Source organism: Vibrio sp. 779(2023), assembly GCF_033344285.1.
Classification (GTDB): domain Bacteria; phylum Pseudomonadota; class Gammaproteobacteria; order Enterobacterales; family Vibrionaceae; genus Vibrio; species Vibrio alginolyticus.
Genome location: NZ_JAWPOM010000005.1, coordinates 25115 through 41200, shown reverse-complemented (window position 1 = coordinate 41200; position 16086 = coordinate 25115). Strand labels below are relative to the sequence as shown.

Annotated in this window: 11 protein-coding genes; 10 read left to right on the top strand and 1 reads right to left on the bottom strand. The window is 45.0% G+C overall.

Features of this window, described 5'->3' with window-relative positions:
• The first annotated feature begins 222 nt into the window (after window positions 1–222).
• Both R8O70_RS08570 and R8O70_RS08565 read left to right on the top strand, forming a co-directional pair.
• Window positions 223–1425 (top strand): Bcr/CflA family multidrug efflux MFS transporter, encoded by a 1203-nt coding sequence (locus R8O70_RS08570; RefSeq protein WP_017820848.1) that lies wholly within the window; start codon window positions 223–225, stop codon window positions 1423–1425.
• Window positions 1425–2087 (top strand): DUF2913 family protein, encoded by a 663-nt coding sequence (locus R8O70_RS08565; protein WP_017820847.1) that lies wholly within the window; start codon window positions 1425–1427, stop codon window positions 2085–2087. The genes R8O70_RS08570 and R8O70_RS08565 overlap by 1 nt, the downstream gene beginning before the upstream one ends.
• Window positions 2088–2117: 30 nt before the next feature.
• Here R8O70_RS08565 and R8O70_RS08560 read toward each other — a convergent pair whose 3' ends face one another.
• Window positions 2118–3569 (bottom strand): DUF2867 domain-containing protein, encoded by a 1452-nt coding sequence (locus R8O70_RS08560; protein ID WP_017634881.1) that lies wholly within the window; start codon window positions 3567–3569, stop codon window positions 2118–2120.
• Window positions 3570–3663: 94 nt separating this feature from the next.
• Between R8O70_RS08560 and R8O70_RS08555 the strand changes: the two genes are divergently transcribed.
• From R8O70_RS08555 to fabV, 8 genes are all read left to right on the top strand, one after another.
• Window positions 3664–5040, top strand: a complete 1377-nt coding sequence (locus tag R8O70_RS08555; protein WP_104979009.1) for an MATE family efflux transporter — start codon at window positions 3664–3666, stop codon at window positions 5038–5040.
• A 187-nt stretch (window positions 5041–5227) separates the two neighbouring features.
• Window positions 5228–5899: an ABC transporter ATP-binding protein gene (locus R8O70_RS08550; RefSeq protein ID WP_005378040.1), complete on the top strand. Its 672-nt coding sequence runs from the start codon at window positions 5228–5230 to the stop codon at window positions 5897–5899.
• Entirely contained in the window at window positions 5880–8333 is a 2454-nt protein-coding gene (locus R8O70_RS08545) for an ABC transporter permease (RefSeq protein ID WP_005378038.1), read from the top strand. Before R8O70_RS08550 ends, R8O70_RS08545 begins: the two co-directional genes overlap by 20 nt.
• Window positions 8333–9457 carry a lipocalin-like domain-containing protein gene (locus R8O70_RS08540; protein WP_318184142.1) on the top strand — a complete coding sequence of 375 codons (1125 nt, stop codon included), beginning with the start codon at window positions 8333–8335 and terminating at the stop codon, window positions 9455–9457. Before R8O70_RS08545 ends, R8O70_RS08540 begins: the two co-directional genes overlap by 1 nt.
• A 330-nt stretch (window positions 9458–9787) precedes the next feature.
• The gene (gene nhaA / locus R8O70_RS08535; protein WP_005378034.1) at window positions 9788–10939 is read left to right on the top strand and encodes a Na+/H+ antiporter NhaA; all 1152 of its coding nucleotides are present in this window, start codon (window positions 9788–9790) and stop codon (window positions 10937–10939) included.
• A 717-nt stretch (window positions 10940–11656) separates the two neighbouring features.
• Entirely contained in the window at window positions 11657–12292 is a 636-nt protein-coding gene (locus R8O70_RS08530; RefSeq protein ID WP_258623542.1) for a TetR/AcrR family transcriptional regulator, read from the top strand.
• 71 nt (window positions 12293–12363) lie between these two features.
• Window positions 12364–14646 carry an acyl-CoA dehydrogenase gene (locus R8O70_RS08525; RefSeq protein ID WP_017634878.1) on the top strand — a complete coding sequence of 761 codons (2283 nt, stop codon included), beginning with the start codon at window positions 12364–12366 and terminating at the stop codon, window positions 14644–14646.
• Window positions 14647–14820: 174 nt separating this feature from the next.
• Window positions 14821–16023, top strand: coding sequence for an enoyl-ACP reductase FabV (gene fabV, locus R8O70_RS08520; protein WP_005388648.1), 1203 nt, complete (start codon window positions 14821–14823; stop codon window positions 16021–16023).
• Window positions 16024–16086 lie beyond the last annotated feature (63 nt).

Sequence of the window (16086 nt, the reverse complement as noted above, 5' to 3'; positions counted from 1 at the left end):
TTTACTGCATTGTGTTTGTTTCCCATAAACACATTTCGCTTTCACATGCTTTTCTATGTCGAGTTCGTCAAGGTCACACCTTGGTACATATTTGTCCTTATGATTCTCGAACGTTGGATAGAACAGGTTTTTGGCTTCTACATTCAGCGATATGAGAACTGTCCGTTATTTTCACTTTGTTCTGCAAGTATTGACGGTAGGGCTCCAACAAGAGGTAAAAGAATGACAGAAAAAGCTCAAAGTGCTCCGCAATCCCAAATCAGTTTTCTATTGTTTCTGGTACTAGGAGCGATTGGTGCTTTGACGCCTTTGGCGATCGATATGTATTTGCCTGCGATGCCGACAATTGCGAAAGATTTGGGGGTCGCGCCTGGCGCGGTTCAGATTACGTTGACGGCTTATACGGCGGGTTTTGCGATCGGCCAGTTAATTCACGGGCCGCTTGCCGATAGCTTTGGTCGCAGACCTGTGTTGATTTTAGGCGTACTTTTCTTCGGCTTGGCTGCTGTTGTGAGTGCGACAACAAATGGCATTGATGCGCTGACCTATGTACGTACGGCACAAGGTTTTGCTGGCGCGGCAGCGGCGGTCATTATCCAAGCTGTCGTGCGTGACATGTTTGACCGTGAAGACTTTGCACGCGCAATGTCCTTCGTTACTCTGGTCATTACTATTGCGCCGTTGGTGGCACCGATGATCGGTGGCCATCTCGCGATTTGGTTTGGTTGGCGTTCCATTTTTTGGGTACTAGCTATTTTCGCTGTAGTTGTGATTTTTCTCGTACTTTGGAAAATCCCTGAAACGTTACAGCCTGAAAATCGTCAGCCTCTTCGTTTCCGCACGACGCTGAGAAACTACGCCAGATTATGCTCCAATCCTGAAGCGATCGGTTTGATGCTCTCAGGTGCGTTTTCATTTTCCGGAATGTTTGCATTTTTGACGGCGGGTTCTTTTGTTTATATTGATTTATATGGTGTTCGACCAGACCACTTTGGTTACCTATTTGGTTTGAACATTGTGGCGATGATCATCATGACCAGTATTAATGGTCGCTTGGTGAAGAAAGTTGGTTCCCATGCCATGCTTCGTTTTGGGTTGTTCGTGCAACTTTTGGCGGGGATTGGTTTATTCGTAAGTTGGTTAATGGACTTCGGATTATGGGGCATTGTACCTTTTGTTGTGCTGTTTATCGGTACATTGTCGACGATAGGTAGTAACGCGATGGCGCTGCTTTTAAGTGGTTACCCATCAATGGCGGGTACGGCGTCGTCTCTAGCGGGGACATTAAGATTCGGTATCGGTTCATTGGTTGGTGCGCTGGTGGCATCACTGCCCGGGAATGTTGCTTGGCCGATGATCATCGTAATGTTTGCTTGTTCTGTGCTTTCAGCACTGTTTTATTGGACTTTAGGAAGAAAGGCGTAATGTCGAATTACACCAAAGAAATTCAAAACTTGGTTAACTCAGCACTTGAAGAGTTAGATCAAGAGCATCGCTCAGGTAAGTTAGCCAATGCCCCTGTTGCGAATAACCATTATTTAGTGCGTTGGGTAACAAAGGCGCTAAAATCACAACGTTTCGGACGTACGGTAGGCGATGACTTAACGCGTTGGCAAAAAGCAGGTCGCTCAAAGGGGAACGATGCTGGTTTGTTGTTTATCTTTAAACGTATTTCTTCTTTTTATGCGCAATTCTTCCCTGAAGGTGAAGACTCCAAAGTGTTCAAAGATTCAGATATTGAGTCTTTTCTTGATTTGATGGAGCAAGCAGGCTGGGAAGTCTCAACATCTGAGCAACTGATTGGGTGCGGCAAAGTACAAATCTTCACTGAAGGTCAAAACTCTTTAGCGTTATGTGCAGACCAATGCGAAAGCTGTTTTGATGGCGAGTTGCTCGTAAAGCCAATGAGTTGGTTTGTGCGTGGCAATCATGCTGAGTTTGTTGAGAAAGCAGCGCAAGCGGGCTTTATGGTTCATAAGGTAACAGACTACAAATCGATGGTGAAATACCATGGCGAGTACCTTATTTTTCCAGCAAACGAAGGCAACCAGTTAGCCGAAATTCCACTCTCGTTCAAAGCTGACTAAAGTGACATTTTGAGTGTTTAGAAGCCCCTGTTATTGGGGCTTTTTGTTTTCTAAACGGTTTGCTTCTTTCGCGATGGCTTTGACCATGCCTTTAAATATGAAAAGATGGGCTGGCATCATTGCAAACCAATAAAGCAGCCCAAGAAACCCTTGCGGGTGCCACCAGGCGGTAATATCCAGCTCTCGTTCGTCACCGAGATCTTTGATGGTAATTTCTAAACGCCCAAGGCCTGGGCCTTTCATACCAAAAAACAGTGAAAGAAACTGATTATTATCGCAGCGAATCACTTTCCAAGAGTCAATAAAATCACCGACTTTAAGCTCTGGTCCAGGAGGAGAAACGCGAATCGGTTTTCCGCCACCAAAAAAGATATCGAGCCATTCACGTGTACGCCACAAGATGTTGGCAAAGTAATAGCCTTTTTCGCGACTCCCGATCTTTTGCGCCACTTTCCATAATGCCGCAGCGGAGGCATGAGTTTTAATGCTCGCTCCAGCTTGTTTTGGGTAATAGCCATATCCTGGTTGCCATCGACGAAGCGCTGCGGGTTCAAACCCCCAGACATTACTGCGTACAAATGTGCCTTCATCTTGAATGGTATCAGTTACCGCTTGCTCGTAGCTGATCAGCGTTTGAGGAAATCGTTCTTCAATCGCTTTGGAGTTTGCAATGTAGTCGTGCTCTAAGCCCGCAAGTAATGCTTTACCGATACTAGTTGGCACTGAGGTAACTAAACCTAGCCAGTACGATGCCATTTTCGGAGTAAGTAGCGGGGTCGACCACAGTCGATACGGCTTGTTCGTGATTCGGCAAATGACTTTGAACTGTTCGCGGTAGCTAAGTGTATCTGGCCCACCAACTTCATAAATTTGACTTTCTTCTGGAGAGGGGGCTTCTGCTAACTTCAACAAATAGTGGTTGAGATTGGGCAAGGCAATAGGGTTCGCTTTTGAGTCGACCCATTTAGGCGCGATCAAAATAGGTAAGTTGTAGACAAAGTCACGCATGATTTCGAAAGCGGCAGAGCCGGGACCGATGATAACGCCAGCACGCAATTCAGTTACTGGAACACCAGACTGTCGAATTATTTTTCCCGTGGCTTTACGAGCGGCTAAATGGCGAGAGTTTCCGGTTTGAGGTTGAATGGCACTCAAATATACAACATGCTCGACGGAGCTTTGTTCCAACGCATATTTGAAGTTCAAAGCAAGGTTTAGTTCGTACTCAACAAAGTCATCACCTTGAGCCATCCCGTGCACGAGAAAAAAGACTAAATCAAAATCGTTCACTACAGCCTTCGTGGTCTCTGCGTCAGCCAAGTCGAGATACCTTAACGTTAAATTAGGGTGAGGCTGAGTTCTTGACTCTAAATAATCAATATGTCGCGCCGCTGCTGTGACGGCGTAACCTTTATCTAAAAGTAACGGAAGAAGTTGAGAGCCAATGTAACCCGAGGCGCCCAGCACCAACACCTTTTTCATTATCTGTCCTTTTATCGTTGGTGGAATAAACACCACAGAGTATAATCATGAGACACTTTCCCCATTCTATCAATAAGTTGTCGTTGGAGCGCTTGTGACTTTTCTTTCTCAACTCTCAATACACGCAGATAAAGCATTCTTACGTCGTTTATTTGCAATCGCGTTACCAATTACACTGCAAAGCATGATGTTTTCTAGCAGAAGCCTCGTCGATGTTCTTATGCTTGGTCAACTTGGTGAAGCTGAAATTGCCGCTGTTGGAGTTGCTGCGCGCGCGACTTTCGTCACCACCATCATGTTAGTTGGGGTGACAACGGGCGGTGCGTTGTTAACCGCTCAATATTGGGGGGCTGGCGATAAAGTTGGGGTGCGTCGCAGCACCGCTTTAACATGGATGATCGCAATGATGTTTGCTGCGATTGCTGTTGCTTTGTTTGTTGTTTTTCCACAGCCCATCATGAGTTTGACTACCGATTCACAAGAAGTGATTGAATTAGGGGCCAGCTATCTCATTATTTCGTCGGTTAGCATGTTTGCTGTTGCATGTGTGGCCAGTATGTCGGTGGGCCTAAGGGCGATGCACCAACCAGGCCTAAGCACTTTTTTTAGTGGTATAGGCATTTTATCTAATGTTTTTCTTAACTGGGTTTTAATTTTTGGTCAATTAGGCTTTCCTGCTCTGGGTATTACGGGAGCAGCGATCGCAACGGTAATCAGTGGCGCGATCGAAGTAGGTTGCTTGTTTGGTTATCTATGGTTGAAAAAACACATAATCGCATTTGGTTGGGATGATATACGCGCAGGATTGGTCTTAGATAAAATTACGCGTTTCTTGAGCCTCTCTTTGCCAACCACATTTAACTTCTTGGCGTGGGCTGGTGGGCTGTTTGCTTATCACGCCATCATGGGGCAAGCAGGCGTACAAGGTTTGGCGGCACTTTCCGTAATGACACCTGTTGAGTCGATCGCATTGGCGATGATGATTGGCTTATCGAATGCGGCTGCAGTTCTAGTCGGGAACCAGCTCGGCGCTCGTAATTTTGAACCCGTTTATTATCAAGCATGGGCTACGGTCATTTTGAATGTGCTTATCGCATTTGTGGTCGCCATCTTGTTGATAGTGTCAAATCAATGGATCCTTAATGCGTTTAGTGCACTGACAACAGACACTCGCGAGCTAGCTGAACAGTTTATGGTGATTCTAGCGTTGGGTGTCGTGTTACGCTCGGTGCCGATGATGGCGATTGTTGGTGTATTACGCGCGGGCGGTGATGTTAAGTTTTGTTTGTATCAAGACATCTTGGCGCAGTGGGTGATCGGGATTCCACTCGCAGCATTTGCAGCGATTTATCTCAATTGGGACCCACAATGGGTTTACTTACTCTTTTTGACGGAAGAAGTTGTGAAGTGGGCGATTTGCTTGCCAAGAATGGTTAGCCGAAAATGGATGAAAAACCTGATTGGCCAGTAAGGAGGAACAGAGTTTATTTTGGCTGCAAAAATCTGCTCAAAACGTCAACAAAATTAGCAACAGAAAGTGAATCGAGTTGCATTTGTACTTCCATAGTGTGATCAAGCATTCAAAATACTTTCTACTAACAGGATTTTAGTGTAGATTCTGATCCCAATTTTTAAACACCATCCGAGCGGCATAATCAATGTTAAAACTGTCAGACCTATGTAAAGGCTATGTAGACGGGGGAGAGTTTCACCCTGTATTACAAGGGGCAGAATTAACATTGCAGCAAGGCGACCAAGTTGCTCTGATGGGAGAAAGTGGTTCGGGTAAAAGTACTCTGCTGAATTTAATCGCCGGATTAGATACTGCTGACTCTGGTGAAGTGCAGTTTCCAAATTTTGCTATGCATGAAGCACCGGAGCATTTAAGAACCCTTTATCGCCGCAACAATATTGGGAATATCTTCCAACAATTCAACCTGCTTCCTACACTTAATATTGCCGACAATATTCGTTTTTGTCGTCAGTTAAAAGGTCTGCCGGAAGATAAAGAGTTGTGGCGTCAAATTCTTTCTGCTTTGGACTTAATGCCATTGCTAGGACGTTATCCGGAAGAGGCGTCTGGTGGTCAGCAACAACGTGCGGCGATTGCTCGTGCACTCTATATGGAGCCAAAAATCCTGCTTGCTGATGAGCCAACTGGTAGCCTAGACGAGCGAAACGCAGAAGCCGTAATGCGCTTACTAACGAGTCTCGCTCGCCAACTGGAGTGTACTTTGCTGTTAGTGACGCACAGTGAAAAAGTGGCCGCCCATATGGAAGGAAAGATTCGACTTCAAGGAGGGCAGCTACATGTTATGGCCCGTAGTTAAGGCACTACTCGGTCATTACCGTCGTTACCCTCTACAAATTATTCTTGTCTGGCTGGGATTAACTTTAGGCGTGTCCCTCCTTGTTGGTGTTACTTCTATCAACCAGCATGCAAAACAAAGTTATGCTACTGGGGAAAAGCTTTTCTCCAATCCTTTGCCATACCGAATCCGAACGAAGCACTCTGCCAATAAAATTCCTCAAGGTTTCTATATTCAGTTACGTCGAGCTGGGTTCAACCAATGTGCACCGTTTGACGTGCTTCATCTAGATGCCAAGACCGATATGAGCCTGATGTTGGTGGGGATAGATCCTGTCGCGATGATCCCACTACAACAAGGAAAATCGCTAGGTGAGATGCCTGTTTTATCTCTAATGAAGCCTCCTTATCCTATTCTTGTTAGTCAAGATTTGGCCGCTTACATGAGTTGGCAGGATGGGGACTTCATTGAGATGAATGACGGAAGCCGTCTTGGGCCTATTCAAGTAGATAAGGACAAGATGCTTTCGGGTACTCGGCTGGTTACTGATATATCGTTGTTGCGTATGCTCAAGCGGAGCTCAGGTTTGTCTGCGATTTCTTGTGGTGAAATGCCAGAGGAAAAGCTAATAGCACTGAAAAACATGCTGCCAAACGGAATGACGCTCGTTAGGAATACGCGTACAGAGCTTGAGTCGCTAACTAACGCATTCCATATGAATCTCACCGCGATGGGAATGCTGTCGTTTTTGGTCGGGTTGTTTATTTTTTATCAAGCGATGTCTCTGTCTTTCATCCAGCGACAACGTTTGGTAGGTATTTTGAGACAGACTGGTGTTAACGGAACACAGTTAGCGCAAGCTTTATTACTAGAGTTGTCTTTGCTCGTCTTTATTGCGTGGGCGTGTGGTAACTTTTTTGGCTTGATCTTAGCAAATGAACTTATCCCAGCAGTGTCTTCGAGCCTGAGTGATTTGTATGATGCCAACGTAGGCTTAACCATAGGATGGTCATGGCAATCTAGCTTATACAGTCTAATCATGGCAGCGATGGGTGCGTTGATATCGTGTCTGTGGCCATTAATCCGTTTGTTGAAGTCACAACCAATCCGCCTTTCTTCTCGACTGTCGCTAATGCGATTTGCTGGAAGAGAGTTCTCTTGGCAGGCGCTTGCGGCATGTGCGTTTTGTGTCGCTGCAATAGCGGTATATCAGGCGCCGAAAACACAAGAAACCGGCTTTGCTATTATTGCGCTGATGTTGGTTAGTGTGGCGTTGTTTATGCCATTTATTATGTGGCATATGTTCCAAAGTTTTTCTTATACCATGCGATGGGTTCGTGTCCGTTGGTTTTTTGCTGATGCAGCAGCCAGCATGAGCTATCGCGGTGTGGCTACGATGGCGTTTATGTTAGCGCTGGCGGCAAACATTGGTGTAGAAACAATGGTCGGAAGCTTTCGAGATACAACCGATAAGTGGCTAAATCAGCGATTAGCCGCTGATGTGTACATCTATCCGACCAACAATTCAGCCGCTAGGATGAGCGCATGGCTCCAGAATCAACCTGAGGTGAACTCGGTTTGGTGGCGCTGGGAAAAAGATATGCCGACCGAGCATGGTGCTCTGCAAGTTGTGAGTACGGGCTCTTCTGAAGGTGAGCTAGACTCACTTACCGTCAAGTTAGGTGTCCCAAATTACTGGTATCAACTGCACGCTACCAAGAGCTTAATGGTCAGCGAGTCGATGGCCTTGAAGCTGGATATCCGCCCTGGCGATTTCATTAACTTGCAAGAACCGCTTGGTGGTGATTGGCAAGTCGTAGGCGTTTACTACGATTATGGAAACCCATATAACCAGGTGATGATGTCGCACCGGAATTGGCTGTATGCATTTGCAGGTACGGGTAATGTTGGTCTTGGCGTAGTATTAAAAGATAACGTCAATGGAGAAGGGCTGAAAAATCGCTTAGAGAATGTATTCCGTCTCCCGCAAGATCGTGTGTTTGATAACGGCAATATTTATAGCCAAGCAATGAGAGTGTTTGATCATACCTTTGCGATAGCGGGAACCTTGGGCAATATCACGCTGATTATTGCCGTGTTTGGTTTATTCTTTGCGACGTTGGCAGGAGAGCTTTCACGGCAGCGGCATTTTTCCTTATTAAGGTGCATGGGTGTGTCCGGAAAAGAACTTGTCGTATTAGGTGGTTTGCAGCTATTCGTCTTCGGAGCCATTTCTGCGATTATTGCAGTGCCGCTCGGCTTGGCGCTCGCACATTTGATCGTTGATATTATCATTAAGCAATCATTTGGCTGGTCTCTAGAGCTTCAAACGATTCCATGGGAGTATGCTCAAACCATTGCTTGGGCGATGCTTGCCATCATGGTTGCTGGCGCATTGCCAGTTATTAGAATGATCAAAAGTACACCGATGAAGTCATTAAGGGACGCGTTGTAATGAAAAAAATGGGCTCTAAAAAACGCTTGTTGGTTTCAACGCTCATTGTTGTTACGTTCGCTTTTCTGACTGGGGCTGCTTTTTACTCAACTTTTTGGTTAGAGGCGACAGCAACACGAGAAAGCGAACTTGATTCTATCTTAACGCGTGAAAATCAAACGATTTTCGAGCCTGTACTACCTAATGAGCATGTCTCTTTACCCTCAGACTTTCGCTTTCATCCCGAGTATCAGCATGAATGGTGGCACTACTTTGCGAAACTAAAAGATGAGCAAGGCAAGATCTACAATGTTCAATGGAGCTATTTCAGGGTTGCGACGGACGAGCGAGAAACCAGCGGTTGGCAGAACCCTCAATTGTACATTTCACATGTTGTCGTCAGTCATGGCTCGCATGTATGGAAAGAGCAACGGGTAGCTAGAGGTGGGATAGGCCAAGCTGGTATGATCAATCGTCCTTTCAGGTTATGGATTGATAATTGGACTTGGCGATCACTCGGTGCGACGCCTTTCCCGGGTAACTTGAATGTGAATACTGATACGTTTGGACTTGAGCTCAATACCATGACAAACGGCCCCTTTGTCGTGAATGGAGACAAAGGTTTCCAAGTTAAACATGCGTTGCAATCTGTTGCTTCTTTCAGCTTCAGTGCTCCATTTTTAAAAGTAAAAGGCAGCTTAAGCTTAAATGGTAAGCGATTCTTAGTGACGGGTTCTGCTTGGGCGCAAAAAGAGTGGGGCAGCGGCTTAATTGGTGAGGGGCAACAAGGCTGGGATTGGTTTGTTTTCAATTTAGATGATGGTCGAGCATTAACTGTTAGCCGTTATCGTCACCATGGGCAAACACCGCACGTGTTTGGCACGTTGTCGACACGCTCAGGTAAAGTCATCAACCTCTCAGACGATGATATCAGTATTAAACCAATGCAAGTGACCAGTTTATCCAATGGAAAAAGGTTACCTTTGCAATGGATTATCAATATTCCGAAGCATCAAATTAATTTGACTACCCGCATTATCAAGTCAGATATGTGGCTACCCTTTGTAATACCTTACTGGGAAGGGCCTACTTTAGCTTCCGGCTCCAATGAGGCTTGGGGCTTTATGCAGCTGACAGGCTATTGAGTTGTGAAGAAAACCACCCCCTACGGGTGGTTTTTTAGTGCGCGAAGCTTCCTAGCTTTTTCTCAAAAGTACGGGGTTATCATGATGGTACAAGCCGTGTTATGCTGATTTTCTCATCATCTTGATAAATATTTGGTGCGACAAGTACAAATACGATCTCCGATCAAAATTGAGTGTCATGTTGGAAAATACGATGTATAGTAAACTTAACATCGAAAAAACCGAAGTTTATACTCTGAAGAAGCGATTATTCTAAAGTTTTCGACAGCTATACACTCTTATCACTCTTTGTTAATCGTTTATTAAGATAATAAATATAAGGACGAAACCATGAACGATGTCATTCGTGACTTTTTCAAAATGGAATCAGCAGGTGGTATTCTTCTCGTAATTGCAGCGGCAATTGCGATGACTATTGCTAACTCACCGCTGGGCGAAACTTATCAATCTGTACTGCATACTTATGTATTCGGTATGTCAGTTTCTCACTGGATTAATGATGGCCTAATGGCTGTTTTCTTCTTACTTATTGGCCTTGAAGTGAAGCGAGAGCTACTTGAAGGAGCGCTAAAATCAAAAGAAACCGCAATTTTCCCTGCGATTGCAGCGGTTGGTGGTATGTTAGCCCCTGCTCTTATTTACGTTGCGTTTAATGCTAACGACCCAGAGGCGGTTTCTGGCTGGGCCATTCCAGCTGCGACGGATATTGCATTTGCTCTAGGTATCATGGCGCTACTAGGTAAGCGCGTACCAGTAAGCCTTAAAGTGTTTTTGTTAGCTCTCGCTATCATCGACGATTTAGGCGTGGTTGTTATTATTGCACTGTTTTACACAGGTGATCTTTCTAGCATGGCGCTGCTTGTTGGCTTCATCATGACTGGTGTCCTGTTCATGTTGAATGCGAAGGAAGTAACGAAACTGACGCCATACATGATAGTCGGCGCGATCTTATGGTTTGCGGTACTTAAATCTGGTGTTCACGCAACACTTGCAGGCGTAGTGATCGGCTTTGCTATTCCTCTTAAGGGTAAACAGGGCGAACATTCCCCACTTAAGCACATGGAGCATGCACTTCATCCATACGTGGCATTTGGTATCTTACCTCTATTCGCATTTGCAAATGCGGGGATTTCGCTAGAAGGCGTATCGATGTCAGGCCTAACTTCAATGCTGCCATTAGGTATTGCTTTGGGGCTACTGGTTGGTAAGCCTCTAGGTATCTTCACCTTTAGTTGGGCTGCTGTGAAAATGGGTGTAGCTAAGCTACCGGAAGGCATTAACTTCAAGCATATCTTTGCGGTATCTGTGTTGTGTGGTATCGGTTTTACAATGTCTATATTCATTTCCTCTTTAGCGTTTGGAAATGTAAGCCCTGAGTTTGATACCTATGCTCGACTAGGTATCTTAATGGGCTCGACGACAGCCGCGTTACTTGGCTACGCGTTACTGCACTTTTCTTTGCCTAAGAAAGCGCAAGCGTAAGATACACACTGTTTAGTAAAGCCTCCCATTCGGGAGGCTTTTTTATGTCTGCAGATTGGCACATCAACTACTTCAGGGTGGTTACTTTTGTGACCAACTAAGGTCTAGCTTATGGAGTCGGGGCAAATCATCGAAAGGGGCGTTTGGTAAATCTATAGGCGAAAAAAAGCCCAGCCGAAAATTTGACTGGGCGGATACAAACATAGGAGTTAATAAGAAAAAAGCAGCAACGTAACAATTAGATGGAAACAAGTTTGACGGCCAGTGAAACTTCAAATGCCCTAACTGTTACGTATATTCAGACCGAGCCTTTTCCAAACAGTTCCATTTTTTTTCAAAAAATTTCTACTTAATGCTTTCTAGCTTCTTACACACCCGAAAGTAATAGAAAAATCGAGATGGATTACCAACTTGGCGAAGTTACTAACTTCTGTGTTTCTCATTTTATCTCCCCTAGAACCGAAGATGTATTTCATACTCTCGTCGCTCACTCCAAGCCGCCAAGGCTATTGTTAGCATTTCAATTGCGATGGACTGAGAAGTTTGATCGTTTTCTTCTGACAAGCTTCACTGGAGTATTCGATTGAATTTCAAAAGATTAGATCACACCTTTTATTGTCTGGTCAGACCAATTGGTTAAAGTGTGATGTTAATCATTTGTTAATCTGAAGTTTCGGGAGTATATTTTCAAACAGTTGTTTAATACGAGTGATTAAAATGGCCCCGAGAACATCAACAAAAGAAAAAATACTCGATGTCGCAGAAGGACTCTTTGCTGAACATGGCTTTAATGATACTTCGCTAAGAACGATAACAGGTAAAGCTAACGTTAACTTAGCATCGGTAAACTATCACTTTGGCGATAAAAAAACGCTGGTTAGAGCGGTTTTAGATAGGTATTTAGAAGCACTAATGCCGAGCATTAAGACTTCATTAATTGAGTTAAACACGCACGATAGCTACAACATGGACGATGTCTTTGAGTCATTGCGATTACCTTTACGTACATTAAACGATGTACGCCCAAATGGTACTGCGCTATTTATGTTGTTAATTGGCCGCGGTTATACAGACGTTCAAGGTCATCTACGCTGGTTCATTACCACCAGATACGAAGAGGTACTGAACCTTTTCACTTTCTCGATAATGAAGGCGAACCCGGAACTATGTGAAGAACAGTTGTTTTGGCGATTGCACTTCACGTTAGGAACCTGTGTATTTACGATGGCTTCAAGCCAGGCTCTTTCGGAGCTGGCAGAAAGTAAGTTTGAAAAGGAAGTCGATGTGAAATCTGTCGTCGATTTACTGATTCCATATTTGTCAGCAGGAATGTCAGCAAAGCAGTTGGCATAAGACAAATAAGAAAGTTAAACCAATAATAAGATTATACCCCGAGCGGTTACGTGAACAAAAGGATCTGAACTATGAGCTCTCTACGAAGAAAATGGATTAGTGACCCGGCTTTTAAAGTGTTCAAAAAAGTATTGCCACCTCTGTCTAGCACCGAGAAAGAGGCGATGGAAGCGGGTAGTGTATGGTGGGATGCCGAACTATTCTCAGGCAAGCCAAACTTCACAACATTGCATCATTATCCAACGCCTACACTGACGGCAGAAGAGCAGTCATTTATGGATAATGAGCTTGAAACCCTGCTAGAAATGCTTGATGACCAGAAGATTGTCAAAGAAGACAGGGATTTACCGCCTGAAGTATGGGAGTACCTACGTAAAGAGCGATTTTTCTCTTTGATCATCTCGAAAGCATATGGTGGTCGTGAATTTTCCGCTTTGGCGAACTCAACCATTGTTTCTCGTATTGCGACTCGAAGTATCAGTACCGCGGTATCGGTAATGGTACCGAACTCTCTTGGCCCTGGTGAGCTGCTATCGCACTATGGTACGCAAGAGCAAAAAGATTACTGGTTGCCTCGTTTAGCTGATGGTACAGACATCCCTTGTTTCGCCCTAACTGGCCCTGAAGCGGGTTCTGATGCAGGTGGCATACCTGATCAAGGCGTGGTTTGTTACGGCACCCATGAAGGCAAAGAAGTGCTTGGCGTGCGAGTTAGTTGGAATAAACGCTACATCACGCTTGCGCCAGTTGCGACAGTGCTCGGGTTAGCATTTAAACTGCAGGATCCTGAAGGGCTACTTGGAGACAAGAAAGAGGTTGGCATTACATGTGCGTTGATTCCCGCTGACCATGAAGGTGTCGAGATAGGCGAGCGCCATGATCCTCTGGGGTCTGCGTTCATGAATGGCCCAACTCGTGGTGAAGATGTCTTCATCCCTATGGACTGGTTGATCGGTGGCGCTGATTACGCAGGTAAAGGTTGGCGTATGCTGGTTGAGTGTCTTTCTGCTGGTCGTGGTATCTCTCTTCCAGCGCTTGGCACAGCGATTGGTCACCTTACTACACGTACAACAGGTGCTTATGCTTACGTGCGTAAACAGTTTGGAATGTCGATCGGTAAGTTTGAAGGTGTTGCAGAAGCAATGGGGCGCATTGGTGGTCTTACTTACCTACTAGAAGCGACGCGTACGCTAACGACGACTTCTCTCGATATGAAAGAAAAACCTGGGATTGTAACCGCGATTGCCAAGTACCACATGACGGAAATCGCGCGTACCATTCTAAATGATTCGTTTGATATCCATGCGGGTCGTGCGATTCAAGATGGCCCAATGAACTATCTTGCTAAACATTACCTTGGTATCCCGGTTGCTATCACCGTTGAAGGCGCGAATATTCTGACTCGTAACCTGATGATTTTTGGTCAAGGTGCGACTCGATGTCACCCATATGTTCTAAAAGAAATGGAAGCAGCGGCGAATCCAGATTCTGAACAAGGTGCGAAAGAATTTGACAACTTACTCTTTAAACACATCAAGCACGCGCTCGGTAATACATTCGGTGCATTTGGTGCAGCACTAACTGGTTCTCGATTTGTTAACGCGCACATGAGTGGCCCAACGCAGCAATACTACAAAGACATTACTCGTCTCAGTCGTGCACTTGCAGTAAGTGCAGACTTTGCGATGTTAACCTTAGGTGGAGACTTGAAGCGTAAAGAAATGATCTCCGCACGTTTGGGTGATGGATTAAGCTATCTATACATGGCATCTGCTGCCTTGAAAAAGTATGAAGATGAAGGCCGTCAACAAGGCGATCTAGACTTCGTTCATTACGCTGTTCAACACTGTTTGTATAACGCTTCTAAGTCATTAAATGAGGCTTACACCAACTTCCCTGTGAAATACGTTGGCGGTGTGCTTAAGGGGCTATTGTTCCCGCTTGGTAATCATTTCAATAAGCCAAGTGATGAGCTGTGTGTGAATTTGGCTGAAGCGATGATGACGCCAGGCGCGCAACGTGATCGCCTCACGCATCTGTGCTACATCGGAAAATCAGAGGATGACAGCGTAGGCTTAATGGAGAATGCATTCCTTGCAATGTACGACATTAAACCTTTGGAGCGTAAACTTATGAAGGCTGCGAAGGATGGTAAAGTGGCTCGTAAAGGTCTGCTACATGATCGTTTGCAGCAAGCATTTGAAGCAGGCGTGTTAACTGAACAAGAAATTGATCAAATCATGGCTGCAGATAAATTGCGCTACAAGGCGATTCAAGTTGACCACTTTAGTCATGACTTTTCTGAAGTGCGAACTCATAGCCCAAAAAAGTCGCAGTTGAATCCGGCGGCATAATAGACAACTAATGTTAAGAAAAGCACCTCAATGAGGTGCTTTTTTGTATTCTTGGGGAGTGGATGGTGGGATAGTGCTCCAACCACTTGCCTTTTAAGAGCATTTTTACAGAAATTAGATGCGAAATCCCAACGAAACTTTTATCCTAACAAGGTTTTTTAAAGGAAGTTGAATATGATCATCAAACCTAGAATTCGTGGATTTATCTGTACTACAACGCACCCTGTTGGTTGTGAAGCTAACGTAAAAGAACAAATTGCGTACACCAAAGCGCAAGGTCCAATCAAAAACGCACCTAAGCGTGTTCTTGTTGTTGGTGCATCAAGTGGCTACGGTCTATCTTCTCGTATCGCTGCGGCATTTGGTGGCGGTGCATCAACTATCGGTGTTTTCTTCGAAAAAGAAGGTACTGAGAAGAAGCCAGGTACAGCAGGTTTTTACAATGCCGCTGCTTTTGAAAAGCTAGCGCGTGAAGAAGGTCTGTACGCAAAAAGCTTAAACGGCGACGCTTTCTCAAATGAAGCGAAACAGAAAACTATCGAGCTGATCAAAGAAGACTTAGGTCAAATCGATATGGTGGTTTACTCACTGGCATCTCCAGTACGTAAAATGCCAGAAACTGGTGAATTAGTTCGTTCATCTCTTAAACCTATCGGTGAAACTTACACATCAACGGCTGTTGATACCAACAAAGATGTGATCATCGAAGCTAGCGTTGAGCCTGCAACAGAAGAAGAAATCAAAGACACTGTCACTGTAATGGGCGGTGAAGATTGGGAACTTTGGATCAATGCGTTGTCTGATGCTGGTGTTCTTGCTGAAGGTTGTAAGACCGTCGCGTACAGCTACATTGGTACTGAGCTAACTTGGCCAATTTATTGGGATGGTGCACTAGGTAAAGCAAAAATGGACCTAGACCGTGCAGCGAAAGCGCTAAACGACAAGTTAGCAGCAACAGGTGGTAGTGCCAATGTTGCGGTACTTAAATCTGTTGTAACTCAGGCGAGTTCTGCAATTCCTGTTATGCCACTGTACATCGCAATGGTATTCAAGAAAATGCGCGAAGAAGGTGTACACGAAGGCTGTATGGAACAAATCTACCGTATGTTCAGCCAACGTCTATACAAAGAAGACGGTAGCGCGGCAGAAGTTGATGAGATGAACCGCCTACGTCTGGATGACTGGGAACTTCGTGACGACATTCAGCAGCACTGTCGTGAGCTATGGCCTCAAATTACGACTGAGAACCTAAAAGAGCTGACTGACTACGTTGAGTACAAAGAAGAGTTCTTGAAACTATTTGGTTTCGGCGTTGAAGGCGTAGATTACGAAGCGGATGTGAATCCAGCAGTTGAAGCAGACTTCATTCAAATCTAATCGAATCACAGACTAGATAACCAATAAACAAAAGGCGCTCATTGGGCGCCTTTTTGTATTTCA